Raw genomic sequence first — 20,467 nt, forward strand, 5'->3', positions numbered from 1 at the left:
TCTAACTAAATATTTATTAGCTAGCAAATAGGATTACTTAGCTAGTTGAGCCTTAAGGTGCTCGATAACCGTGTCCATAGCGATAGCTTCTTTATCACCAGTACGACGGTTTTTGTATTCGAAGTTACCTTCGTCCATGCTGCGATCGCCGATAACGATAGTGTGAGGGATACCCACTAGCTCGATATCTTTAAACATAACACCTGGGCGCTCTTTACGGTCATCGAATAGTACTTCGATACCCATAGCTGTTAATTCAGCGTATAGCTTCTCAGCTGCTTCTTTAACGCGCTCAGATTTGTGCATGTTCATTGGTACGATAGCAACTTGGAACGGTGCTAGTGCGTCTGGCCAAGTGATACCGAATTTATCGTGATTTTGCTCGATAGCCGATGCAACAACACGTGAAACACCGATACCGTAACAACCCATTTCTAGGATTACGCTCTTACCATCAGGACCAAGCACGTTACAGTTCATTGCTTTAGAGTAAGTGTTACCTAGTTGGAATATGTGACCAACTTCGATACCGCGCTTAAGCTGGATAGTACCTTGACCACATGGGCTTAGGTCGCCTTCAACAACGTTACGTAGGTCTTCAACTTGAGCAAGCTCAACGTCACGACCCCAGTTAATACCGAAGTAGTGCTTACCGTCTACGTTTGCGCCAGCGCCGAAGTCACTCATTACAGCAACAGAGCGGTCAGCGATGAATGGCAGCTCTAGGCCAACAGGACCTAGTGAACCAGGACCTGCACCAACAAGTGCACGGATTTCTTCTTCAGAGGCCATCTCTAGTGGAGAAGCAATCTGTGGAAGGTTTTCTGCTTTCACTTCGTTAAGCTCGTGGTCGCCACGGACGATTAGAGCAATGATATCTGCTTCTACTTCATCAGATGCTTTAACGAATAGAGTCTTAACTGTCTTCTCGATTGCTAGACCGTGTTGCTCTACAAGTTCTGCGATAGTTTTTGCGTTTGGCGTATCAACCAGTTCCATCTCTTGAGTTGGCGCTGCAACTTCTTCAGTAGGAGCTAGTGCTTCTGCTTTCTCGATGTTCGCTGCGTAATCAGATTCTGAAGAGAATGCGATTAGGTCTTCGCCGCTTTCAGCAAGAACGTGGAACTCTTGAGAGCCGCTGCCACCGATTGCGCCAGAGTCTGCCAATACTGGACGGTACTCAAGACCCATGCGGTCGAATGCTTTACAGTAAGCATCGTGCATCGCTTGGTAAGACTTTTCTAAGCCTTCTTTATCGATATCAAAGCTGTACGCATCCATCATAGAGAATTCACGAGCACGCATTACGCCAAAACGAGGGCGGCGTTCATCACGGAATTTAGTCTGGATTTGGTACAGATTTAGAGGAAGCTGTTTGTAAGAGCTGATCTCGTTACGTACTAGGCTCGTTACCACTTCTTCTGCTGTTGGGCTAAGAACAAACGGACGAGAATGACGGTCTGTGAAACGAAGTAGCTCAGGACCCATCTTTTCAGAACGGCCAGTCTCTTCCCAAAGCTCAAACGGTTGAACTACGGGCATCAAGATTTCAACGGCACCTGCATTATCGATCTCTTGGCGAACGATATTTTCGACTTTACGCAGTACACGTAGACCAGTAGGTAGCCAAGTATATAAACCTGAAGCTAGCTTACGGATCATACCTGCACGTAGCATCAGCTGGTGGCTGATAACTTCTGCGTCGTTTGGAGTCTCTTTCAGAGTAGAAAGAAGGTAGTTACTGGTACGCATTCTATGGTATCCGTTTCATCATTGATAAAAGAAAACTTGCTGCAGTTAGTGACGACAGCAAATCTGATATAGCCGCATATAATATCAGCCTATTTGGGATCTCAAAAGCGTTCAATGTCGGTAACATTGATGAAAAGCGTTTCAACAACGAATTTCACGTTAAGATCGAACAAATTTACCGCATATTCTTTACTGTCTGGCTTACCTTTCTTATAGGCGGGGCGTGGATCTTGGCCTAGCACTTCTTTGATCACCTGAATGATATGGCGCGCCTGTGGGTGACCAGACAGCTTACTTTGGGCTTGCTGCGAGAAGTTCACATCTAACACTTCAGGTTCATCGGCGGCAAACCCTCCTCGTGCATCGGGAATTGAATCCGAGTAGGGAATATAAGGTTTGATGTCTATGATAGGAGTGCCGTCAACGAGATCAACACTGCCCAAGTCCAACCAAGTTTGTCCCTTTTCTTGAGATACACCTTTGAGTTCAACCGCAGACATTCCAATTCCATTCGGCCTAAAGGTGGCACGCGATGCGAAGACACCAATGCGTTCATTACCGCCAAGTCGAGGTGGTCTCACTGTTGGTTTCCAGCCCGCTTCAAGGTTCTTATCGAACAAAAACAACAACCATACGTGACTAAATTGCTCAATAGCACGAACAGACTCAAGACAGTTTGCTGCGTCAACCAGCCTGACTCTTGAGATAGAAGTGGGTACTAACCTAGGCTGTCTTGGCACAGCGAACTTCTCTTTATAAGGAGACTCAATAAAGCCAACAGGTTCAATGGTGTACATAGCAAGGTGTTCTCTGGTTTCAGTTAAGACGGAAAAATATCATAAAATCACTTGTTTTTCTTTTGATAATAATTATCATTTGATATGTTATAACATATCAATTTAATTATTTAGGGAAATACAATGAAACCGAATATCCACCCTGACTACCGCACAGTGGTGTTCCATGACACCAGCGTTGATGAGTGCTTTTTAATCGGCTCTACGCTGAAAACAGACCGCACTATCGAATGGGAAGATGGCAATACTTACCCTTATTTCACGATTGAAGTGTCTGCAAAATCGCATCCTTTCTATACGGGTAAACAGAGAGTGCTACATAAAGAAGGGCGTGTTGCTAACTTTACTCGTCGCTTTGGTCAATTAGGTAAGGGATCTAAATAATGAAAGTTGTTAAATCACTTAAAAGTGCGAAAAGCCGTCACCCTGATTGCCAGATAGTTAAGCGTAGAGGGCGTCACTATGTGATCTGTAAATCCAATCCAAGATTTAAAGCGGTTCAAAAATAACCGTCAATATGATGTGACACGTGTGTAAAAACGAGGGGAAAGTCAAACTTCATTCATTTGTCTGTTTTTCTTTTCCTTCGAGAGGAACCTTGCTGAATATTGAGTGCTTATTTAAAGTACGCTGTGCTTTGTTTTTAAATTAATCAATGAGTTATATCATTAGTTATATCTGTAGTGAATGTGTAATTGTGAATTATAAATCTAGTTTTTGTATTTAATGTAGATTTATTTGCTAATTAATTGTTCAAATGGAGTTAAAAGTAGTCGTTTGTTACACATCTTGTAACATTTTGAATTTCTAATTGATAATTTTGTCGCGTACCCTTCGCTGGCAATTTGAACATCTTTGTCACAATTGCACAGGAATCACTACACAAGGAGGGAACAGATGAGTTCATCTGCTTCAATAAAAAACAACGCACCAAAGAAACCTATTTTCACTCGCTTTTTAGACAGCGTTGAATATTTGGGGAACCTTTTACCCCACCCAATCACTCTTTTTGCAATCTTCTGTGTCGCAATCCTAGTCTCTTCAGGAATTGCTGGTTACTTCGAAGTATCTGTAATGGATCCTCGCCCAGAAGGTGCTAGCGGTCGTGCTGCTGATGGCATGATCCACGTTGTAAGCCTGCTTAATGCTGAAGGCTTACAACTCATCGTAACGAATCTAGTTTCGAACTTTGTTGGCTTTGCGCCACTTGGTACTGTGCTTGTTGCAATGCTAGGTGTTGCGATAGCTGAACACTCAGGTCTATTATCTGCGGCAATGCGCGGCATGGTAATGGGCGCATCTCAGCGCATGGTTACTGTAACCGTGGTATTTGCCGGTATTATCTCTAACACGGCATCTGAGCTGGGTTACGTAGTTCTTATTCCTCTTGCAGCAATGCTTTTCCACTCATTGGGTCGTCACCCATTAGCAGGTCTAGCTGCAGCATTTGCTGGTGTATCTGGTGGTTATTCTGCAAACCTACTTATCGGTACGGTTGATCCACTGCTTTCTGGTATTACAGAAACAGCGGCACAAATGCTTGATCCTTCTTACTCTGTTGGCCCTGAATCAAACTGGTACTTCATGTTTGTTTCGACCTTCTTTATATCGATTGCCGGTGCATTGGTAACAGAGAAGATTGTTGAACCTAAATTGGGTAAATACAACGACGAAGACGCGTCTGAAGATCTTTCAAATGACTCAATGGGTAAGCTTACTGCTATTGAGAAGAAAGGCCTTAAGCTAGCGGGTGTTGCTGTATTAATCGTGAGTGCACTTTTAGCTTGGACTGTGGTTCCTGCTGACGGTGTTCTGCGTTCAGAGGCAGGTACGATTTCAGGTTCTCCATTCCTGAAAAGTATCGTCGCGTTTATCTTTGTATTCTTTGCTATTCCTGGTTTTGTTTACGGCAAAGTTACTGGCTCAATGAAGAATGACCGTGATGTGATTAATGCAATGGCAACGTCTATGTCTTCAATGGGCATGTACATTGTTCTTGTATTCTTTGCTGCACAGTTTGTTGCTTTCTTTAAGTGGACGAACTTTGGTCAAGTGGTCGCTGTAGGCGGCGCAACATTCCTTCAGGATATCGGCCTAACGGGTCCAATGTTGTTCTTCGCATTTATCCTAATGTGTGGCTTCATTAACCTGATGATCGGTTCAGCTTCTGCACAGTGGGCAGTAACAGCGCCAATCTTCGTTCCAATGCTAATGCTAGTAGGCTACGCACCTGAAACGATTCAAGCGGCTTACCGTATCGGTGATTCAACAACCAACATCATTACACCAATGATGAGCTACTTCGGTCTTATCCTTGCCGTAGCGACTCGCTACATGAAGAACCTAGGTATCGGTACACTGATCGCGACAATGTTGCCTTACTCAATGGTATTCATGTTCGGTTGGAGCATCTTGTTCTACCTATGGGTATTCGTATTCGGTCTACCAGTAGGTCCAGGTGCTGCAACTTTCTACACGCCTTAGTTAACAGTGATGGGCGAACATTTCGATTCGCTTATTAACTGAATAAAAGATGATATACCCAAGAGCCTGCATTGATGCAGGCTCTTTTTGTATGAGCCAGTAAACTTACAATCCTGCAAACCGATAGGTGACGCCAAACTCCAATGACCAGCCCAAATCTCGTTGGATTAAAGTACTGTCGCTATCATGATGAATAAGGTCTGCTCTCGCGATACCAATCCAAGTCGGCGTAAACTCGTAGAGTCCGATGAATCCGGCTTGATAGACAAGGGTTGACCCAGAATCAAACTGACTCAATCCTGAGGAAGAAGATTCGGCGCTGGAAATACTGTAAAGATGATTTGAGAGCTTTTTGTCTCGATAGTCGATTTCTATGTAAGGCGTAATAGTGAATGGTTGCGTCCAGGTTTCTAATGTTCTGCCTAAGTGAAGCTGAACTTCGTAGCCGTTATGTTCTGAAGTCACATCGTGTAAGTAGGTGAGGCGTGCCCCTACCGTTCCTAAAGTTATCCCCAGTTCTCCATTACCATCTCTGTCTTGAATGCCGTTAGGTAGTTCTACAAAAGTGTCTGACACCTCTGCAAAGCGCCAATTTCCAGATAACCCTACGTAAGGCAGCAGTTGCCAATTGGCTAAGCTACCATCGATAAAGCCTTTTGGACCTGAATAGAATAGGTTGGGTGTCGCGCCAAATTGAGGGGTACTTTTAGTCGAGAAAACACTTTCACCATAGGTGATGCTGCCTCCGATGATTCCGTATTCTTGATCAGCAAAGTGTTCATCGGCAAAGTCTTCATCAGCAAAAGAAAGTTGGGTGCTGCCAAAAACAATGGATAGCGAGAGGGCGATTCGACGAATCATAAGCAATACTCCGTTATTGTAATAAATATCAAGAACGGAGTATGTCGATTAAAATTTCATCTGGGCTACAACGATGTAAGAGACGACTTCTAAAGCTGTCGTCATTAGAAAGCTGTGGTTAGCGCTTTGCTAATAGGCGATCGAGGTGGTTTGCGAACTCACGACGGTCGGTTTGAGAAAGGGTGCTTGGTCCGCCAGTTTGAATACCACTTGAACGCATAGTATCCATAAAGTCACGAATGTTGAGACGCGCTTTAATAGTCTCTTTGGTGTAAAGCTCGCCGCGAGAGCTTAAAGCAAGCGCACCTTTGGTGATCACTTCGTCAGCCAGAGGAATGTCAGAGGTAATCACCAGATCGCCGGGTTCAGTGCGTTTTACGATTTCATCATCTGCAATATCAAATCCGCTTGGGACTTGAATTGAGTGAATGTTGTTACGCTTGGGAACGGGAACCAAATGGTTCGCGACAAAGGTACATTCCACCCCTGTGCGTTCAGCTGCGCGTACGATTGTTTCACGGATAACCTTTGGACAAGCGTCCGCATCAACCCATATCTTCATAGTGTTCTATTTCTCTGTTAGCTTATTTATCGGTCAACTTATTGTTCAGTTAACTTATTACTCAGTTAATTTAGCTTCAAGCGTGGCAACGCGAGCGGTAAGTTCAAGGACTTGCTTTTCCAGTTGGCTAACACGATCAAGTGCCGGCTCTTCTTGTGTCGCGACTTCCACTTTAGGGACGCGATTCGCACTTTTCCAGCTCTTGATAGTTGTGATCAAAGCAGGCATCGGCACAGATGTGCTCATACGAGCTTTAACTAAAGCAACTGTCGGCTCTTTCCCTTGTGCTTGTAGTCCTTCAAGCACTGATTTCAACTCTTCAGACACATCTTTTGTCAGCATGTTGACCTCCATTTTTAGTCTTTGGTCATTTTACTCGCTCCAGTGAATGATAGCGAATCATAAAACCGCCCATAGCTTGTGAGAGATCTCTTACAAAGGCTGTGAGATAACACGAATACATCACTAGAGAGATTTAAGTGCATATGACTAAGGTGTTGAATTTTATTTGTTTTATATAATTAACAACTTTATTGGATTGAAAGTGTGATGCAAATCTATTGTCCAAAATCCTAAATCGCGTAAATTAAACCTTGTCGGAAGGATTCTGACACGGAACAGGAAAGCACCAAGGATTTGGTTATCTTCAGGATGAAGATTTGGTTACTTAGGATTGAGTAGTCAAGCATGGAGCGTAAGGACATTGTAGGGATACAGCCAGTTAACAGGAAGTTAGCTGCAACGGAATGACAATGGACACCTTTAGGATTTAAAGGGTTGGATTAGCATCAGGACGATGTAAAGGACACCGCTCACGGAACAAGTGATGTGCGCTAACTAGGATTGTTAGCTTTCAGGATGATTGGACACCGCTAGGACGGCGAAGTAAAGGAAAGAGCTGAAGGATTACAGCCACTATTATGGATGATGCATGGAGCATTTATTAGTAGCCGGACTGCTGCGAGTAAGACCCTAGCCCTGACACTTCGGTGTCGGGGCTTTTCTTTTCCTGAGGCTTTTTCTCTACCTAGGGGCTCTCTTTAATTCAGGAGCTTTTTATCTAAGCGCGCGACATCTGCTTTTCTGCTAATGGTCAACACAAGGAGTGTTTTATGACGATAGCAACCTCAAGAACGCTGCTGGTACCTTATACCGAGCAGTTAGAACATGACTTTATCAAGTTGAATTGCTGCCCCATTAATCGTGCTGAAATGAACGGGCCGCATTCTATTGCCTCTGCAAAATACCTATTTCAAGAAATACTTAACGACAACGTTGGTTTTTGCCGAGCAATTATCCATAACCAAACCCGCGAATACCTCGGGCATTTGTTTGTTTCGTCTGAAGAAGGGAAGCATGAACTGGGATTTATTCTGGACAAGGAGTTTTGGAATCAAGGCCTTGCTAGTGAAGTGCTAAAACCTTTCTTTAGTTTAGTTTGTTTTGAAGAACACCTAACGAATGTTGTCGCGACCGTTAATGTTGGTCATAACCCATCGATTAAGTTACTTGAAAAGTTAGGCTTTGCATTTAAAGAGACCAAACAAGATCAGTTTGGCCCTTATCATGAATATAGTTATACCGCGTATTGCGACGTTACATTCTATGAGGCTGTAGCTCAAACCGCATAGAGCGGAAACCCACCATGGTCAGTTTTCCTTGGTACAGGTCATCACCCAATGCCGAAAACTCAAATTGGTACACAGTGTGCCAGCGCCAAATGGTGGTTAGCTCATGGCGCATCTTAAATTTATGACCACTGAAGGCAACGCTTAATAGTTGCAAGTCGAGCTCTTTACATTTTCTCGCAATGGCAGTTTTCGCAAGCTCTGATTGCCTGCGCTGCTGCCAAAAGAAAAAGCAAAAGAAGCACAGCATCAAAATAGCCAATAAGTTATCTATCATTTAATCCATACTTCCTTTTTATCTCTATTCCAATTGTCATTACAGCGTATTTCAACGAGCTATAGAGCAAACCAGTTCTTGGGTTAGTCGTCAGTCCGTTATTGAGACTTAGCCGCTTGTTGTAACTCAATCAATGCGTTGGCGAGCTCAGGTGATGGGTTCGAATTCAACAAGGGTAAAAATACCATTCTTAGTGTCGGAATCATCACTAAATCTGCAAATAACTGATTGAACAGGTTTTGATTGCCCGTTTGTGCGAGACGCAGCAAGAATTGCTCAGCAATAGCAGTGTCTTGTAGTGCGTGCCAACTGCGACCAGCTAAACCAATCAACACTTCTTGGTGGCTCAAGCGTGGACTAGCGAGAACTTGGTTAATGATGTTATTCGCGATCCCTTGTTCTGCACCGGAAAGGGCACGAACCAAAGCTGAAAGTAAGAACAAATCAGGCTCTTTACTAGCGATCTCATTCTCTGCAAGCTCTTGTAAGCGTTGCGCGAGTTTGTCATTGATTTGTGTGTGCTCAAGCGCACCTAACGTCGCGTATAGCGGTTCTGATGGCAGCTTATTGATGGCTTTGCGAATAGAGACACCGTTTTGTTGGCTGCCTAAACGCGCACACATATCAGTGATGCCTTGTAGTCCAACCGTTTTCCAGTTATCCCAACCAAGCTCACCCGTGAAGTAATGCTGAGCGTGCTCGTAATATTGGCTCGTCGCAAGGTCTAAACCTGCTCTTACTTGGCTATGAAATACAGCCATTTTGTCTTCAGAAGGCTTGAAGGTATAAGGGTTGTTTGACAGCTTTTGCTGTTGCTCTTCGCTGATATCGCCGTTCAAACGCGTGCCCATTGCTTCGATAACAAACTTAAGAAAATTACCCACATCACCTTGATGCAGTAGGCCTCTTTCGTCTAGTTTGAATTTTAGAAACCAGATCCAAGGTTGCTTGTGTTCGTTCCAGTAGCTAATCGCTAAGTGAGCTTGTTTCTGAAGTGGAAACGGGTATGGCTGTTTCCCCTGCTCAACATCAGAGAATAGGGTGTTGTCGATTTTCTGGATACGACGACCTAGGTCGTAGATGTCGTATTGGCAACCGCTATTCTTTAGCAACTGAGTGAGCGTGTGAATCGTTTCCATAGTAATAAAGCTCCTAACTTTCTTTCCTAAATAGATGGTACTCTATGCCCCAATTTCAAGGTCACTAGATAAATAACTTGGTGAAAAATGACAGCAGCCACAAAGTTACCTCTTTTACTTCAACAATTAGAACAACAAATGCGCCAATGTTCCCTATGGAGCGATGTTTCACCTTCGGATGAAGCTCTGGCGAGCGTTGAGCCTTTTGCGATTGACTCGCTACAGCCAGAAGAGTGGTTGCAGTGGATCTTTATCGTAAAGATCAACGCAATGATGGATGCCCAAATGAGCCTACCGAGAGGCTTTGCGATTCATCCTTATTTTGGTGAAGTATGGAAAAATGAGGCAGATAAAACCGAGCTGCTAGTGACGATTCTGAGCATTGATGAGGTATGTGCGTAATGTTAGAGATCATTTATCAAGATGAGTACTTTGTCGCGGTGAATAAGCCTGCGGGCATGCTGGTGCACCGCTCGTGGTTGGATAAACATGAGACACAATTTGTGATGCAAACACTGCGAGATCAAATTGGTCAGCACGTATTTCCACTGCACCGTTTAGATCGCCCAACATCCGGTGTATTGGTGTTTGCGCTTTCGAGTGAGGTAGCCTCTGAGGTGATGCCGATGTTCGCTAACCATGAGATGCAAAAAACCTATCATGCGATTGTTCGTGGTTGGATAGAAGATGGCGACACGCTCGATTATGCACTCAAGGTCGAGTTGGATAAGATCGCAGACAAGTTTGCAAAAGAAGATAAAGAACCACAAGAAGCTGTCACCGTTTACGAGCCGTTAGCGAAAGTCGAAGTGCCGTATTCAACAGGCCGTTTTCCTACCAGTCGTTATTGCTTAGTTGAGATGATGCCTAAGACAGGTCGTAAACATCAGCTGCGTCGTCACATGGCTCATCTAAGACATCCAATCGTTGGTGATACTTCACATGGTGATGGTAAGCACAACCGACTGTTCCGCGATGATTTAGATTCGCACCGTTTGTTGTTGCACGCTTCTGAGTTGCGTTTCATTCATCCTTTTACAAAGAAAGAATTAGTAATGAAGGCCAGCCTAGATGAAACGTGGTTAAGGTTGTTTGAAACCTTTGAGTGGGATACCAGCTTGGTGAATGCTGAAGCACGGTCGTCTAAGTAAAGACCAGGCGTCTAGTCAACATAGAAAATAGAATAAAAATAAAGGGCTGATAGTGATATCAGCCCTTGTTGTGTCTATGCAATCGTAGCGGTAAAACTAATGTTAGCTAGTCGCTCATCGCGGGATCATTTTAGCTTTTCTAGATCGGCTTCGATCTCTGCGATCTTACTTGATACAACCTTCTCTAAGTGGCGTAAGTCGGTAAGGATCTTCTGCTTCACATCGACCTCAGCGGTTGGCGTAGGTTTGGTGATCTTGTTGAGTTCATCAATCACAAGAGTGAGGTTGCGGTTAATCTCTGTCACTTCTTTGTATTGATTATTGCCGCCGCTAACAAGCACACTTTTTACTTGTCGTGGGTACTTAAACTTAACGCTTTTCGCGAACAGTTCACCTTTTTGCTTACGAAAGTAAATCTTCAGGATATCTTTATGAGCTTCTTGGCGAAGGGAGTAACGTTCAATCTGTTTAGGTTCGTGGATACCTAAGCCAGTGAGGTTTGGATACATAAGCGACCTCTAGGTTATGAATGTAATACTTTTATGTAATTGACTTGATCAATGTAGCAGCCTAACGACGAGCTAGATAGTTGATATCTGTGAATTGATTGTAAGTTGTGGGCAAGATCGCTCTCTATCTTTGCCCACACTTATTTGGCTATTAAAGCTGTTCCTAGAGCTAAACTTGTTTCCTAGTCATAACTTACTTCTAGCACTAAATTAGCTTTCTAAGGTGCGAGCTCTGAAACATGCTCAGTTAATCTTTCTCTTAGCGCTTGTTCCTGTTCTTCAGACAGTCTGCCTCCCGCGTCACTGGTCAGAATAAACAAATCTTCAGCTCTCTCACCTATGGTGGTGATTTTCGCACCGTGTAAGTTGATGTCTAATTCTGCAAAGGTTGCACCGACTTGAGCCAACAACCCCGGCGTATCAAGAGCTCTTAACTCCATCAAGGTGCGTTTCTTACTCTTGGTTGGTAGGAACTCAACTAAGGTTTTTACCTTGAAATGCTGTAAGTTACGTGGCGTACGACGAGTCTTAATCTTAGTTGGGCGGCCATCAGCCAGAACATGAGTTAGATGCTTAGCGACGGCTTTGTGTCTTGCTTCATCAATCGCTTCACCGTGCTGATCCAGTACGATAAAGGTATCCAAAACGTGGCCATCTTTACTGACCATGACTTGTGCGTCGTGAACGTTAAAGTTGCGTCTGTCGAGCTCGGCAACCACGGTCGCAAAAAGTGCAGCTTGGTCTTTACAGTAAACGAATACCTCTGTGCCGCCACGTGTCGCTTTTTGGCTGATAAGCACTAAAGGTTGACTCGGATCTTCTAAGCGAAGTAAGTGTTCACAGTGCCATGCGATTTGAGTGTGTGTATGACGCAAGAAATAGTCAGCTTTGAAACGCTGCCACAACACCTCAATCTCACGAGCCGTGAAGCCTTCTTTACGCAGCAGTGCAGATGCCATTTGCTGGTTATGACGAATACGGTCTCTGACATCGACCGGGTTTTCCAAGCCGCGGCGCAGTGCGCGCTGCGTAGAATGGAACAGTTCTGCGAGTAGGGTACGTTTCCAGCTGTTCCATAGTTCTGGGTTGGTTGCACAGATATCGGCTACTGTTAGGCACACCAGCAGTTCTAACGATTCTTCGTCGCGTACTTTCTTGGCGAACTCTGTGATTACGTCCGGATCGTAGATATCACGGCGTTGAGCGGTCACTGACATTAACAGGTGGTTTTGTACTAGCCACGCGACTTGTTTGGCTTCTGGCTTTGATAGCCCGTGTTCAATACAGAAAGAGTAAGCTTCAACAGCGCCAATTTCTGAGTGGTCTCCGCCGCGGCCTTTACCTATGTCGTGGAAGATAGCCGCCAGAATCAACAGCTCTTTCTTTTGAACTCGTGGATACACTTCACAACAGATAGGGTGCTTATCGTGGTTCTCGATTTGGCCAAAGCGGTTGATGTGTTTGAGTAGGCGAATACTGTGTTCATCCACGGTGTAAACATGAAACAGATCAAACTGCATTTGACCAACAATTTGGCTCCACTGTGGCAAATAGGCCGATAGCACGCCCAATTTGTGCATCAAACTAAAGGCTTTGTGCAGTGCATTTGGGTGGCGAACCAAATCCATGAACTTGTCACGAGCTTCAGGAATGGTATGTAAGAAGCGATTCAATCGGCGACGTGCGGTTCGCAGTTGGCGCAATGTTGGTGGGCTTACCCCTTCGATAGAAGAGTCATTCGCGATATGGATAAACATATCGAGAATCGTTTCTGGTCTTGCTTGGAATAGAGCCGGCTTACGCGCTTCGATTAATGAACCTCGACGTTGGAAGTCGTTGTCGAGAATCTCGGCTTCTTGTGTTTGACCGCCATTGATGATCGCTTGATCGAACAGCTTAAGCAGCATCTTATTGAGCTCGGCTACGCGACGAAGTGTTCGATAGAACTCTTTCATCATCATCTCTACGCCACGGTTGCCTTCACCACTGTAACCCAGGTGTTCCGCTACCTGAGCTTGATGGGCAAACGTGAGACGGTTGTCGTAACGGCGCAGTTCAATGTGCAGTGCAAAGCGAACACGCCATAAGAAATCTTGGCACTCGACCAACTCACGATATTCAGCATCGGTTAGAAAGCCGTATTTGCTCATCTCCAATAAAGACGTTGCACCAAAATGTCGACGCGCAACCCAGCTCAGGGTGTGGATGTCTCTGAGCCCTCCCGGAGTCGATTTGATGTCCGGTTCTAGATTATAGGTGGTGTCGTGGTAGCGAGCATGACGCTCTCTCTGTTCTTGAATCTTGGCTTTGTAGAAGGTCTCACTTGGCCAAAATGAATCAGAATGAATCTTTAGCTTAAGTTCTTGAAAGGTGTCTTCGCTGCCACACAGTAAGCGTGACTCTTGCAGGTTAGTGGCAACGGTTAAATCATCGGTGCCGATATCAAGACACTCTGCAATGGTACGCACCGCGTGGCCGACTTCGAGTTTCAAGTCCCAGAGTAGGGTAATGAATTGACTGACTTTTTCACCCAGTGCGGGTGGCAGTGTTTTTTGCGAGACAATGAGAATATCAATATCAGACAAAGGGTGTAGTTCACCACGGCCATAGCCTCCCACCGCAACAAGTGAAATATGAGGCAGTTTGTTGAATCCAAAATGCTCCCATAAACGATTGAGAAGCAAATCCATGTATTCGGAACGAAGCAGCACCAAATCGGTGACTGGATGATGATTCAGAAATTCATTTTTTTGATACTGCGTGAAGATTTCGAGCTGATTTTTTATTTCGCAGATTTCAATTTGTTCGTCATTGAACGTAAGGGGACATTGATAAGGCATAGTCTGCTATCCGTGCAAGCAAATGAGAATAGTAAACAATTTAACAGAAGCTGATGGAAAATCGAAATTGAGGGGATAAAAAAATATCCTCGACAGGCGAGGATATTTTTAAAAGTCTGAGGTATTCAGCTTGTTGAACTAAGCGTTCTTCATGATACGTGGGATCGTATCGTCGCTGCGTAGTGTTAGTACCTCACAACCAGTATCGGTCACAACTAGAGTGTGTTCCCACTGAGCGGAGTTCTTGCTGTCTGCTGTGTACACTGTCCAGCTATCTTCGTCATCTAGACGACAGCCAAACTTACCCGCATTGATCATTGGCTCGATTGTGAAACACATGCCTGCTTTCAGTACGGTACGGTCACTGTTTTTGTAGTGAACGACTTGTGGATCTTCGTGGAACTCAGAACCAATACCGTGGCCACAGTAATCTTTTACAATAGAGAATTTAGCGCGTGGGTTGTTCTTGTTGTTTGTTTTGATGTACTTCTCAATAGCAGTACCGATTTGGCCAAGTTGAACACCTGGTTTAACCTGACGCATGCCTTCGTAAAGTGCTTCTTGAGCAACCATACACAGACGTTTGTTTGCTGGAGAAACTTCACCCACAAGGAACATCTTAGATGTGTCACCGTGGTAGCCTTGTGGACGAACACTTAGATCAGCATTTTCGTCATCAGGAACAATCACAGTGATATCAACGTTGAGAATGTCGCCATCTTTTAATACTGCAGGTTTGAATTGACCTGTGCTACCCGTCTCATCTTGTGATGCTGGAATACCGTGACACACGATGTGGTTGATAGACGTACAGATTGACTTAGGGAAACCGTGGTAATCAAGTGGTGCTGAGTATGCGCCTCTTTCTAGAGCGTACTCATGACAGATTTGGTTTAGCTCTTCTGTCGTTGTACCCACTTGGATGTGAGGTTCAATCATCTCTAGAATTTCTGAAGCCAGCTTGCCGGCAACGCGCATTTTTTCAATTTCTTCAGCAGTTTTAATTTTTACAGCCATTGCATATCTCTTAATTTGGTAGCACCTAAGTGTGCATATTGGGGCTATTCTATCAGTGCAGCATTTTAGCGCAACATTCCCATGTCCGCACAATGTTGGTGGATACTGCTCAGTCTGAGTAGATAATGTTCGGTTTAATGACGTAGACGCGATTTGAATAGGACACTATTTTATAGAGAAAATTCACCGCTAGGGATCAGTATAGCAGTCGCCATTTTTAGATTTTTTTCTAGCCATAGATAGACAAAATATGGTATAAAGCGCGCCGGACATCAGGACTGTTTTCTCCATTTGGCGAAACAAGCTTTGTGTCTACTAACTTATTTCTTTAAATCACACACATTCCGACACATGTTCCGGGGTGCCTCAACAACACAGATAACGGCTGAAAAGTGGTTAGTTGTTAGGGGTCGGATTCATGGGGAGTGTGGAGGCCTAACCCCATAGAGGATTTTAAAATGGCAACTGTATCAATGCGCGATATGCTTAAAGCTGGTGTTCACTTCGGTCACCAAACTCGTTACTGGAACCCAAAAATGAAGCCATTCATCTTTGGTGCTCGTAGCAAAGTTCATATCATCAACTTAGAAAAAACTGTACCAATGTTCAACGAAGCTCTAGCTGAAATTGCTAAAGTTGGCGAGAAGAAAGGTAAAGTTCTTTTTGTTGGTACTAAGCGTGCTGCATCTGAAGCTGTTAAAGAAGCTGCTATCAACAGCAACCAGTTCTACGTTAACAACCGCTGGTTAGGCGGTATGCTAACGAACTACAAAACTGTTCGTCAGTCTATCAAGCGTCTGAAAGAACTTGAAGCGCAAGCTCAAGACGGTACTTTCGACAAGCTTACTAAGAAAGAAGCTCTAATGCGTACTCGTGAAATGGAGAAGCTAGAGAAATCTCTTGGTGGTATCAAGAACATGGGCGGCCTTCCAGACGCTCTATTCGTTATCGATGCTGATCACGAACACATCGCAGTTAAAGAAGCAAACAACCTAGGTATCCCAGTTTACGCTGTAGTTGATACTAACTCTAACCCAGACGGTGTTGACTTCGTTATCCCTGGTAACGATGATGCAATCCGTGCAGTACAGCTTTACCTAAACGCTGCTGCAGACGCGGTTAAAGAAGGTCGTAACAAAGATGTTGCTGCTGTAGCTGCTGAAAAAGACGGTTTTGTAGAAGCTGAATAATAGCGGCTCTGAGCCATATTTAGTTCACATTAAGCGGTCATAATCGATGGCTTAAGAACTGAATACAGTCAATATCAGGGGCCAATTAATTAGGCCCCTGTTTTTTATCTTTTTTAGAATTTACTGAGGAATAGAGAATGGCAACTGTAACTGCAGCTCTAGTTAAAGAACTTCGTGAACGCACAGCTGCGGGCATGATGGAATGTAAAAAAGCGCTTGTTGCTGCTGAAGGCGACATCGAGCTAGCAATTGAAAACATGCGTAAGTCTGGCGCAGCGAAAGCAGCTAAAAAAGCTGGTAACGTTGCTGCTGAAGGCACAATCATCATTAAAGAAGACGCTGGCGTTGCTGCTCTTCTTGAAGTGAACTGCCAAACTGATTTCGTAGCTAAAGATGCAGGTTTCCTTGCATTCGCTAACGAAGTTGCTGAAGCTGCTCTAGCTGAACGTCTAGACATCGTTGCACTTCAAGCTAAATTTGAAGACGCACGTATCGCTCTAGTAACTAAGATCGGTGAGAACATCAGCATCCGTCGCGTTGAGCTTGTTGAAGGTGTTGCACTAGCTTCTTACCGTCACGGCGAGAAAATCGGTGTTGTTGTTGCTGGTGAAGGCGAAGCTGAAACGCTTAAGCACATCGCTATGCACGTTGCTGCTTCTAAGCCTGAGTACGTTAACCCATCTGACGTACCTGCAGACGTAGTAGAAAAAGAAAAAGCTGTTCAAGTTGAAATCGCTATGAACGAAGGCAAACCACAAGAGATCGCTGAGAAAATGGTTATCGGCCGTATGAAGAAATTCACGGGCGAAGTATCTCTTACTGGTCAAGCTTTCATCATGGAACCTAAGAAAACTGTTGCTGACATTCTTAAAGAGAAAGGCGCATCAGTTACTACCTTCGTTCGTTTAGAAGTTGGTGAAGGTATCGAGAAAGCGGCTGAAATGAGCTTCGCAGACGAAGTTGCAGCGGTACAACAAGGTTAATCCTTAGTGTATTGATTGAAAAAGACCGTGGCAAATGCTGCGGTCTTTTTATGAATAATGAATTATTTTTTGGCTGTTAGCTGTTATGAATGCAAACTGAGCTCTTCAGTTTTTATCCATGACTGTTAATCATCAACTCTTTGGAAGGTAAACTCCATGACTACGAACCCTAAACCGGCGTATCAACGTATTCTGTTAAAACTTAGCGGCGAAGCACTACAAGGCGAAGAAGGTTTTGGTATTGACGCGACGGTCCTTGATCGTATGGCTCAAGAAGTAAAAGAATTGGTTGAACTAGGTGTTCAAGTAGGCGTTGTTATCGGTGGCGGTAACCTTTTCCGTGGTGCAGGCCTTGCTGAAGCAGGTATGAACCGCGTTGTTGGTGACCACATGGGTATGCTAGCAACGGTAATGAACGGCCTTGCAATGCGTGACGCTCTGCACCGTGCTTACGTAAATGCACGTGTAATGTCAGCTATCCCTCTTAAAGGTGTGTGTGACGACTACAACTGGGCAGATGCAATCAGCCAACTACGTCAAGGTCGTGTTGTGATCTTCTCAGCGGGTACTGGTAACCCATTCTTCACTACAGATTCTGCTGCGTGTCTACGTGGTATCGAAATTGAAGCTGACGTAGTTCTAAAAGCGACAAAGGTAGATGGCGTATTTACTGCTGACCCAGTAGCAAACCCAGACGCAGAGCTGTATGATACGTTGTCTTACAACACTATTCTTGAAAAAGAACTTAAAGTGATGGATTTGGCTGCATTTACGCTAGCACGTGATCACAAAATGCCAATCCGTGTATTTAACATGAATAAACCAGGCGCATTACGTCGCGTGGTTATGGGTGAAACTGAAGGTACATTAATCAGCGACGCTGACTAATTTTTCGGGCTTACTGAGGTGTTATGCTTTGGTAAGCTTATCCTTATCACTCCAAATAAAAAGCTTTCTTGAAGAAAGAACATAATCAAGGTGAAATTGTGATTAACGAAATCAAAAAAGACGCTCAAGAGCGTATGGATAAAAGTGTAGATGCACTTAAAAATAGCCTGCAAAAGATTCGTACAGGCCGTGCTCACCCAAGCCTACTGTCTGGTCTTACTGTAGAGTATTACGGTGCACCAACGCCTTTGGCTCAAGTTGCTAACGTTATTGCAGAAGATGCACGTACACTAGCAATTACAGTGTTTGATAAAACACTGACTCCTTTAGTTGAAAAAGCAATCCTGACATCTGACCTAGGCCTAAACCCTATGTCTGCTGGCACGGTTATTCGTGTACCACTTCCAGCGTTAACGGAAGAGCGTCGTAAAGACCTCGTTAAAATCGTTCGTGGTGAAGCTGAAGGTGGCCGTGTTGCTATCCGTAATATCCGTCGTGACGCGAATGGCGATCTAAAAGCACTTCTGAAAGACAAAGAAATCTCTGAAGATGAAGATCGTAGAGCACAAGACGAAATTCAAAAGCTAACTGACATTGCGGTTAAGAACGTAGATGAAGTTCTAGCAACTAAAGAAAAAGAGTTGATGGAAGTTTAATTTTCCATATTCTTTTCTTTCCGGAAAAACGCTGTACTCACGGTTCAGCGTTTTTTTATGCTACTCTGTTCGACTATTAGAATTTGATTCACTCTTTTATGCATAATTCTCAAGCGTTCACAGACTCTCTTCCTAAACACATTGCTATCATTATGGATGGTAATGGCCGCTGGGCAAAAGCTCAGGGCAAGCCTCGCGTCTTTGGTCATAAAAACGGTGTTCAAGCCGTTCGTAAAACCATCTCTTCATCTGCCAGACTTGGCATTAAGGCCGTTACACTTTTTGCGTTTAGTAGCGAGAACTGGCGTCGTCCTGAAGAAGAAGTCGGTATCTTGATGGAACTGTTTATTTCAGTGCTGTCGAGTGAAGTGAAAAAACTTCATAAAAATAATCTACAATTGCGTGTTATTGGTGATAAAAGTCGTTTCAATGATCGACTACAAAAGAAGATAGAAGAAGCAGAAGCTTTGACTAGCACCAATACGGGTATGGTTATTAATATTGCTGCTAACTATGGCGGCAAGTGGGATATCCAGCAGGCAATGACCTCAATTGCTCAACAGGTAAAGTCTGGCGATATTAATGTAGATGACATTGATGAAGCTATGATTACACAGCACCTGACTATGGCAGATATTCCTGAAGTTGACCTACTTATCCGCACCAGTGGCGAGTGCCGCATTAGTAACTTTATGCTTTGGCAATTGGCTTACGCCGAAATGTATTTCACTGAACAATTCTGGCCAGACTTTAATGAAGACAGCTTAGTAGAAGCTGTGACTTGGTTTGTAAACCGCGAGCGTCGTTTTGGATGCACTGGTGAGCAAATTAAAGCTCTGATGGACAGTTAATAAGGATTTTTTGGTTTGAAACAACGAATTATTACGGCGTTGATTTTAGCTCCCCTAGTTATTCTAGGTATTTTCGAGTTATCACTTCCCACGTTTATTCTTTCACTAGCAGTAATCTCGCTATTGGGCTTTTGGGAGTGGACTCAGTTTGTCGAAAGCAAATCGCGTTATTTAGCGCTGATTCCAACGGTTGTAGTCAGTGCTGCAAGTTTTGCTTTTATCCCTTTTGATGCATTTAGCCTTAATCATTTATCTAGCGCTCACTACACCATTCTAACGATTGGCTCTATTTGGTGGGTAATAGCGAGTGGCATGGCAGTGACTTATCCTAAGTCTATGCCCGCATGGAAAGATTCTTCTCTCCTTCGTCACGCATTTGGCGTGCTGACTCTGCTGCCATTTTTCTGGAGTGTGGTTATTCTGCGCGCTAACGGTATCGATGTTGATCCTTACCACGGCGCAAAATTGGTGATGTTTGTTTGTTTGCTCGTTTGGGCTGCTGACAGCGGTGCTTATTTTTCAGGAAAGAGTTTTGGTAAGCGTAAAATGGCACCGGCGGTAAGCCCTAATAAGACGATTGAAGGTCTTATTGGTGGTATTATTACAGCGGTGATCATAGCTTGGATTTTTGCTGACTTGTTTGATATCCAATTCACAAGTCCTCTTCACATGATTGTAATTACCCTTGTGACTGTCGTTATCTCTGTTCTTGGTGACCTTGTTGAAAGCATGTTTAAGCGTGTTTCCGGGGTGAAAGACAGCAGTAATCTGATTCCTGGTCATGGTGGTATACTTGATAGAATAGATAGCTTAACGGCTGCATTCCCTGTCTTTGCTCTGCTTTATTTAGCATTCTAATAATAAAGGGCAGTGATTCTGCCC

Annotated in this window: 22 protein-coding genes; 12 read left to right on the forward strand and 10 right to left on the reverse strand. The window is 44.1% G+C overall.

The window, feature by feature from the left end; genetic code table 11:
• Positions 1-33: 33 nt before the first annotated feature.
• The gene (locus tag L3V35_RS12540; RefSeq protein ID WP_237299953.1) at positions 34-1,752 is read right to left on the reverse strand and encodes a proline--tRNA ligase; all 1,719 of its coding nucleotides are present in this window, start codon (positions 1,750-1,752) and stop codon (positions 34-36) included.
• 101 nt (positions 1,753-1,853) lie between these two features.
• Positions 1,854-2,549: a tRNA (N6-threonylcarbamoyladenosine(37)-N6)-methyltransferase TrmO gene (tsaA, locus tag L3V35_RS12545; RefSeq protein ID WP_237299955.1), complete on the reverse strand. Its 696-nt coding sequence runs from the start codon at positions 2,547-2,549 to the stop codon at positions 1,854-1,856.
• A gap of 123 nt (positions 2,550-2,672) precedes the next feature.
• Here tsaA and L3V35_RS12550 point away from each other — a divergent pair, with 123 nt between their 5' ends.
• The 3 genes from L3V35_RS12550 to L3V35_RS12560 all read left to right on the forward strand — a co-directional run bounded on the left by L3V35_RS12550 (position 2,673) and on the right by L3V35_RS12560 (position 5,033).
• A complete protein-coding gene (locus L3V35_RS12550; protein WP_237299957.1) occupies positions 2,673-2,933 on the forward strand; it encodes a type B 50S ribosomal protein L31 in 261 nt (86 codons plus the stop codon).
• A complete protein-coding gene (gene ykgO / locus L3V35_RS12555; protein ID WP_010436457.1) occupies positions 2,933-3,058 on the forward strand; it encodes a type B 50S ribosomal protein L36 in 126 nt (41 codons plus the stop codon). Before L3V35_RS12550 ends, ykgO begins: the two co-directional genes overlap by 1 nt.
• A gap of 388 nt (positions 3,059-3,446) precedes the next feature.
• Positions 3,447-5,033, forward strand: a complete 1,587-nt coding sequence (locus L3V35_RS12560) for an AbgT family transporter (RefSeq protein ID WP_065205037.1) — start codon at positions 3,447-3,449, stop codon at positions 5,031-5,033.
• Between the two features lie 105 nt (positions 5,034-5,138).
• Here L3V35_RS12560 and L3V35_RS12565 read toward each other — a convergent pair whose 3' ends face one another.
• The 3 genes from L3V35_RS12565 to L3V35_RS12575 all read right to left on the reverse strand — a co-directional run bounded on the left by L3V35_RS12565 (position 5,139) and on the right by L3V35_RS12575 (position 6,798).
• A complete protein-coding gene (locus tag L3V35_RS12565) occupies positions 5,139-5,894 on the reverse strand; it encodes a MipA/OmpV family protein (protein WP_237299959.1) in 756 nt (251 codons plus the stop codon).
• Between the two features lie 118 nt (positions 5,895-6,012).
• Positions 6,013-6,456 (reverse strand): YaiI/YqxD family protein, encoded by a 444-nt coding sequence (locus L3V35_RS12570; RefSeq protein ID WP_004734361.1) that lies wholly within the window; start codon positions 6,454-6,456, stop codon positions 6,013-6,015.
• 57 nt (positions 6,457-6,513) lie between these two features.
• Positions 6,514-6,798, reverse strand: coding sequence for a hypothetical protein (locus L3V35_RS12575; RefSeq protein WP_065205035.1), 285 nt, complete (start codon positions 6,796-6,798; stop codon positions 6,514-6,516).
• Positions 6,799-7,568: 770 nt separating this feature from the next.
• On the opposite strand from L3V35_RS12575, the gene L3V35_RS12580 reads away from it, so the two are divergent.
• Complete coding sequence (locus L3V35_RS12580) at positions 7,569-8,087, forward strand: GNAT family protein (RefSeq protein ID WP_102449913.1); 519 nt, start codon at positions 7,569-7,571, stop codon at positions 8,085-8,087.
• On the opposite strand, the gene L3V35_RS12585 is transcribed toward L3V35_RS12580, so the two are convergent.
• Positions 8,053-8,361, reverse strand: a complete 309-nt coding sequence (locus L3V35_RS12585) for a DUF3301 domain-containing protein (protein ID WP_004734358.1) — start codon at positions 8,359-8,361, stop codon at positions 8,053-8,055. The two genes, L3V35_RS12580 and L3V35_RS12585, sit on opposite strands and share 35 nt — an antisense overlap.
• A 98-nt stretch (positions 8,362-8,459) precedes the next feature.
• Positions 8,460-9,500 carry a DUF3549 family protein gene (locus L3V35_RS12590; protein WP_237299961.1) on the reverse strand — a complete coding sequence of 347 codons (1,041 nt, stop codon included), beginning with the start codon at positions 9,498-9,500 and terminating at the stop codon, positions 8,460-8,462.
• Positions 9,501-9,587: 87 nt separating this feature from the next.
• On the opposite strand from L3V35_RS12590, the gene L3V35_RS12595 reads away from it, so the two are divergent.
• A complete protein-coding gene (locus L3V35_RS12595) occupies positions 9,588-9,902 on the forward strand; it encodes a YqcC family protein (RefSeq protein WP_102449914.1) in 315 nt (104 codons plus the stop codon).
• A complete protein-coding gene (gene truC, locus L3V35_RS12600; RefSeq protein ID WP_237299963.1) occupies positions 9,902-10,651 on the forward strand; it encodes a tRNA pseudouridine(65) synthase TruC in 750 nt (249 codons plus the stop codon). Before L3V35_RS12595 ends, truC begins: the two co-directional genes overlap by 1 nt.
• Positions 10,652-10,776: 125 nt before the next feature.
• Here truC and L3V35_RS12605 read toward each other — a convergent pair whose 3' ends face one another.
• From L3V35_RS12605 to map, 3 genes are all read right to left on the reverse strand, one after another.
• Entirely contained in the window at positions 10,777-11,160 is a 384-nt protein-coding gene (locus L3V35_RS12605; RefSeq protein WP_004734354.1) for a DUF3461 family protein, read from the reverse strand.
• 218 nt (positions 11,161-11,378) lie between these two features.
• Complete coding sequence (glnD, locus tag L3V35_RS12610) at positions 11,379-14,000, reverse strand: bifunctional uridylyltransferase/uridylyl-removing protein GlnD (protein WP_065205032.1); 2,622 nt, start codon at positions 13,998-14,000, stop codon at positions 11,379-11,381.
• A gap of 138 nt (positions 14,001-14,138) precedes the next feature.
• Entirely contained in the window at positions 14,139-15,017 is an 879-nt protein-coding gene (map, locus tag L3V35_RS12615) for a type I methionyl aminopeptidase (RefSeq protein ID WP_004734352.1), read from the reverse strand.
• 458 nt (positions 15,018-15,475) lie between these two features.
• On the opposite strand from map, the gene rpsB reads away from it, so the two are divergent.
• From rpsB to L3V35_RS12645, 6 genes are all read left to right on the forward strand, one after another.
• Positions 15,476-16,207 (forward strand): 30S ribosomal protein S2, encoded by a 732-nt coding sequence (gene rpsB, locus L3V35_RS12620; RefSeq protein WP_032500394.1) that lies wholly within the window; start codon positions 15,476-15,478, stop codon positions 16,205-16,207.
• A gap of 137 nt (positions 16,208-16,344) precedes the next feature.
• On the forward strand, positions 16,345-17,190 hold the full coding sequence (gene tsf, locus L3V35_RS12625) for a translation elongation factor Ts (RefSeq protein ID WP_017084154.1): 846 nt from the start codon (positions 16,345-16,347) through the stop codon (positions 17,188-17,190).
• Between the two features lie 156 nt (positions 17,191-17,346).
• Positions 17,347-18,078, forward strand: coding sequence for a UMP kinase (gene pyrH / locus L3V35_RS12630; protein WP_017072669.1), 732 nt, complete (start codon positions 17,347-17,349; stop codon positions 18,076-18,078).
• Between the two features lie 98 nt (positions 18,079-18,176).
• Positions 18,177-18,734, forward strand: coding sequence for a ribosome recycling factor (gene frr, locus L3V35_RS12635; RefSeq protein WP_004734349.1), 558 nt, complete (start codon positions 18,177-18,179; stop codon positions 18,732-18,734).
• A 98-nt stretch (positions 18,735-18,832) separates the two neighbouring features.
• On the forward strand, positions 18,833-19,585 hold the full coding sequence (locus tag L3V35_RS12640) for an isoprenyl transferase (RefSeq protein WP_029222668.1): 753 nt from the start codon (positions 18,833-18,835) through the stop codon (positions 19,583-19,585).
• Between the two features lie 15 nt (positions 19,586-19,600).
• Entirely contained in the window at positions 19,601-20,443 is an 843-nt protein-coding gene (locus tag L3V35_RS12645) for a phosphatidate cytidylyltransferase (protein WP_017084153.1), read from the forward strand.
• Positions 20,444-20,467 lie beyond the last annotated feature (24 nt).

The organism is Vibrio sp. L5-1 (assembly GCF_021728315.1).
Taxonomy (GTDB): domain Bacteria; phylum Pseudomonadota; class Gammaproteobacteria; order Enterobacterales; family Vibrionaceae; genus Vibrio; species Vibrio splendidus_K.

What these genes read in the sequence shown, in the direction of transcription:
- L3V35_RS12540 (WP_237299953.1), bottom strand. Translation starts at nt 1,752, where the DNA reads ATGCGTACCAGTAACTACCTTCTTTCTACTCTGAAAGAGACTCCAAAC.
- tsaA (WP_237299955.1), bottom strand. Translation starts at nt 2,549, where the DNA reads ATGTACACCATTGAACCTGTTGGCTTTATTGAGTCTCCTTATAAAGAG.
- L3V35_RS12550 (WP_237299957.1), top strand. Translation starts at nt 2,673, where the DNA reads ATGAAACCGAATATCCACCCTGACTACCGCACAGTGGTGTTCCATGAC.
- ykgO (WP_010436457.1), top strand. Translation starts at nt 2,933, where the DNA reads ATGAAAGTTGTTAAATCACTTAAAAGTGCGAAAAGCCGTCACCCTGAT.
- L3V35_RS12560 (WP_065205037.1), top strand. Translation starts at nt 3,447, where the DNA reads ATGAGTTCATCTGCTTCAATAAAAAACAACGCACCAAAGAAACCTATT.
- L3V35_RS12565 (WP_237299959.1), bottom strand. Translation starts at nt 5,894, where the DNA reads ATGATTCGTCGAATCGCCCTCTCGCTATCCATTGTTTTTGGCAGCACC.
- L3V35_RS12570 (WP_004734361.1), bottom strand. Translation starts at nt 6,456, where the DNA reads ATGAAGATATGGGTTGATGCGGACGCTTGTCCAAAGGTTATCCGTGAA.
- L3V35_RS12575 (WP_065205035.1), bottom strand. Translation starts at nt 6,798, where the DNA reads ATGCTGACAAAAGATGTGTCTGAAGAGTTGAAATCAGTGCTTGAAGGA.
- L3V35_RS12580 (WP_102449913.1), top strand. Translation starts at nt 7,569, where the DNA reads ATGACGATAGCAACCTCAAGAACGCTGCTGGTACCTTATACCGAGCAG.
- L3V35_RS12585 (WP_004734358.1), bottom strand. Translation starts at nt 8,361, where the DNA reads ATGATAGATAACTTATTGGCTATTTTGATGCTGTGCTTCTTTTGCTTT.
- L3V35_RS12590 (WP_237299961.1), bottom strand. Translation starts at nt 9,500, where the DNA reads ATGGAAACGATTCACACGCTCACTCAGTTGCTAAAGAATAGCGGTTGC.
- L3V35_RS12595 (WP_102449914.1), top strand. Translation starts at nt 9,588, where the DNA reads ATGACAGCAGCCACAAAGTTACCTCTTTTACTTCAACAATTAGAACAA.
- truC (WP_237299963.1), top strand. Translation starts at nt 9,902, where the DNA reads ATGTTAGAGATCATTTATCAAGATGAGTACTTTGTCGCGGTGAATAAG.
- L3V35_RS12605 (WP_004734354.1), bottom strand. Translation starts at nt 11,160, where the DNA reads ATGTATCCAAACCTCACTGGCTTAGGTATCCACGAACCTAAACAGATT.
- glnD (WP_065205032.1), bottom strand. Translation starts at nt 14,000, where the DNA reads ATGCCTTATCAATGTCCCCTTACGTTCAATGACGAACAAATTGAAATC.
- map (WP_004734352.1), bottom strand. Translation starts at nt 15,017, where the DNA reads ATGGCTGTAAAAATTAAAACTGCTGAAGAAATTGAAAAAATGCGCGTT.
- rpsB (WP_032500394.1), top strand. Translation starts at nt 15,476, where the DNA reads ATGGCAACTGTATCAATGCGCGATATGCTTAAAGCTGGTGTTCACTTC.
- tsf (WP_017084154.1), top strand. Translation starts at nt 16,345, where the DNA reads ATGGCAACTGTAACTGCAGCTCTAGTTAAAGAACTTCGTGAACGCACA.
- pyrH (WP_017072669.1), top strand. Translation starts at nt 17,347, where the DNA reads ATGACTACGAACCCTAAACCGGCGTATCAACGTATTCTGTTAAAACTT.
- L3V35_RS12640 (WP_029222668.1), top strand. Translation starts at nt 18,833, where the DNA reads ATGCATAATTCTCAAGCGTTCACAGACTCTCTTCCTAAACACATTGCT.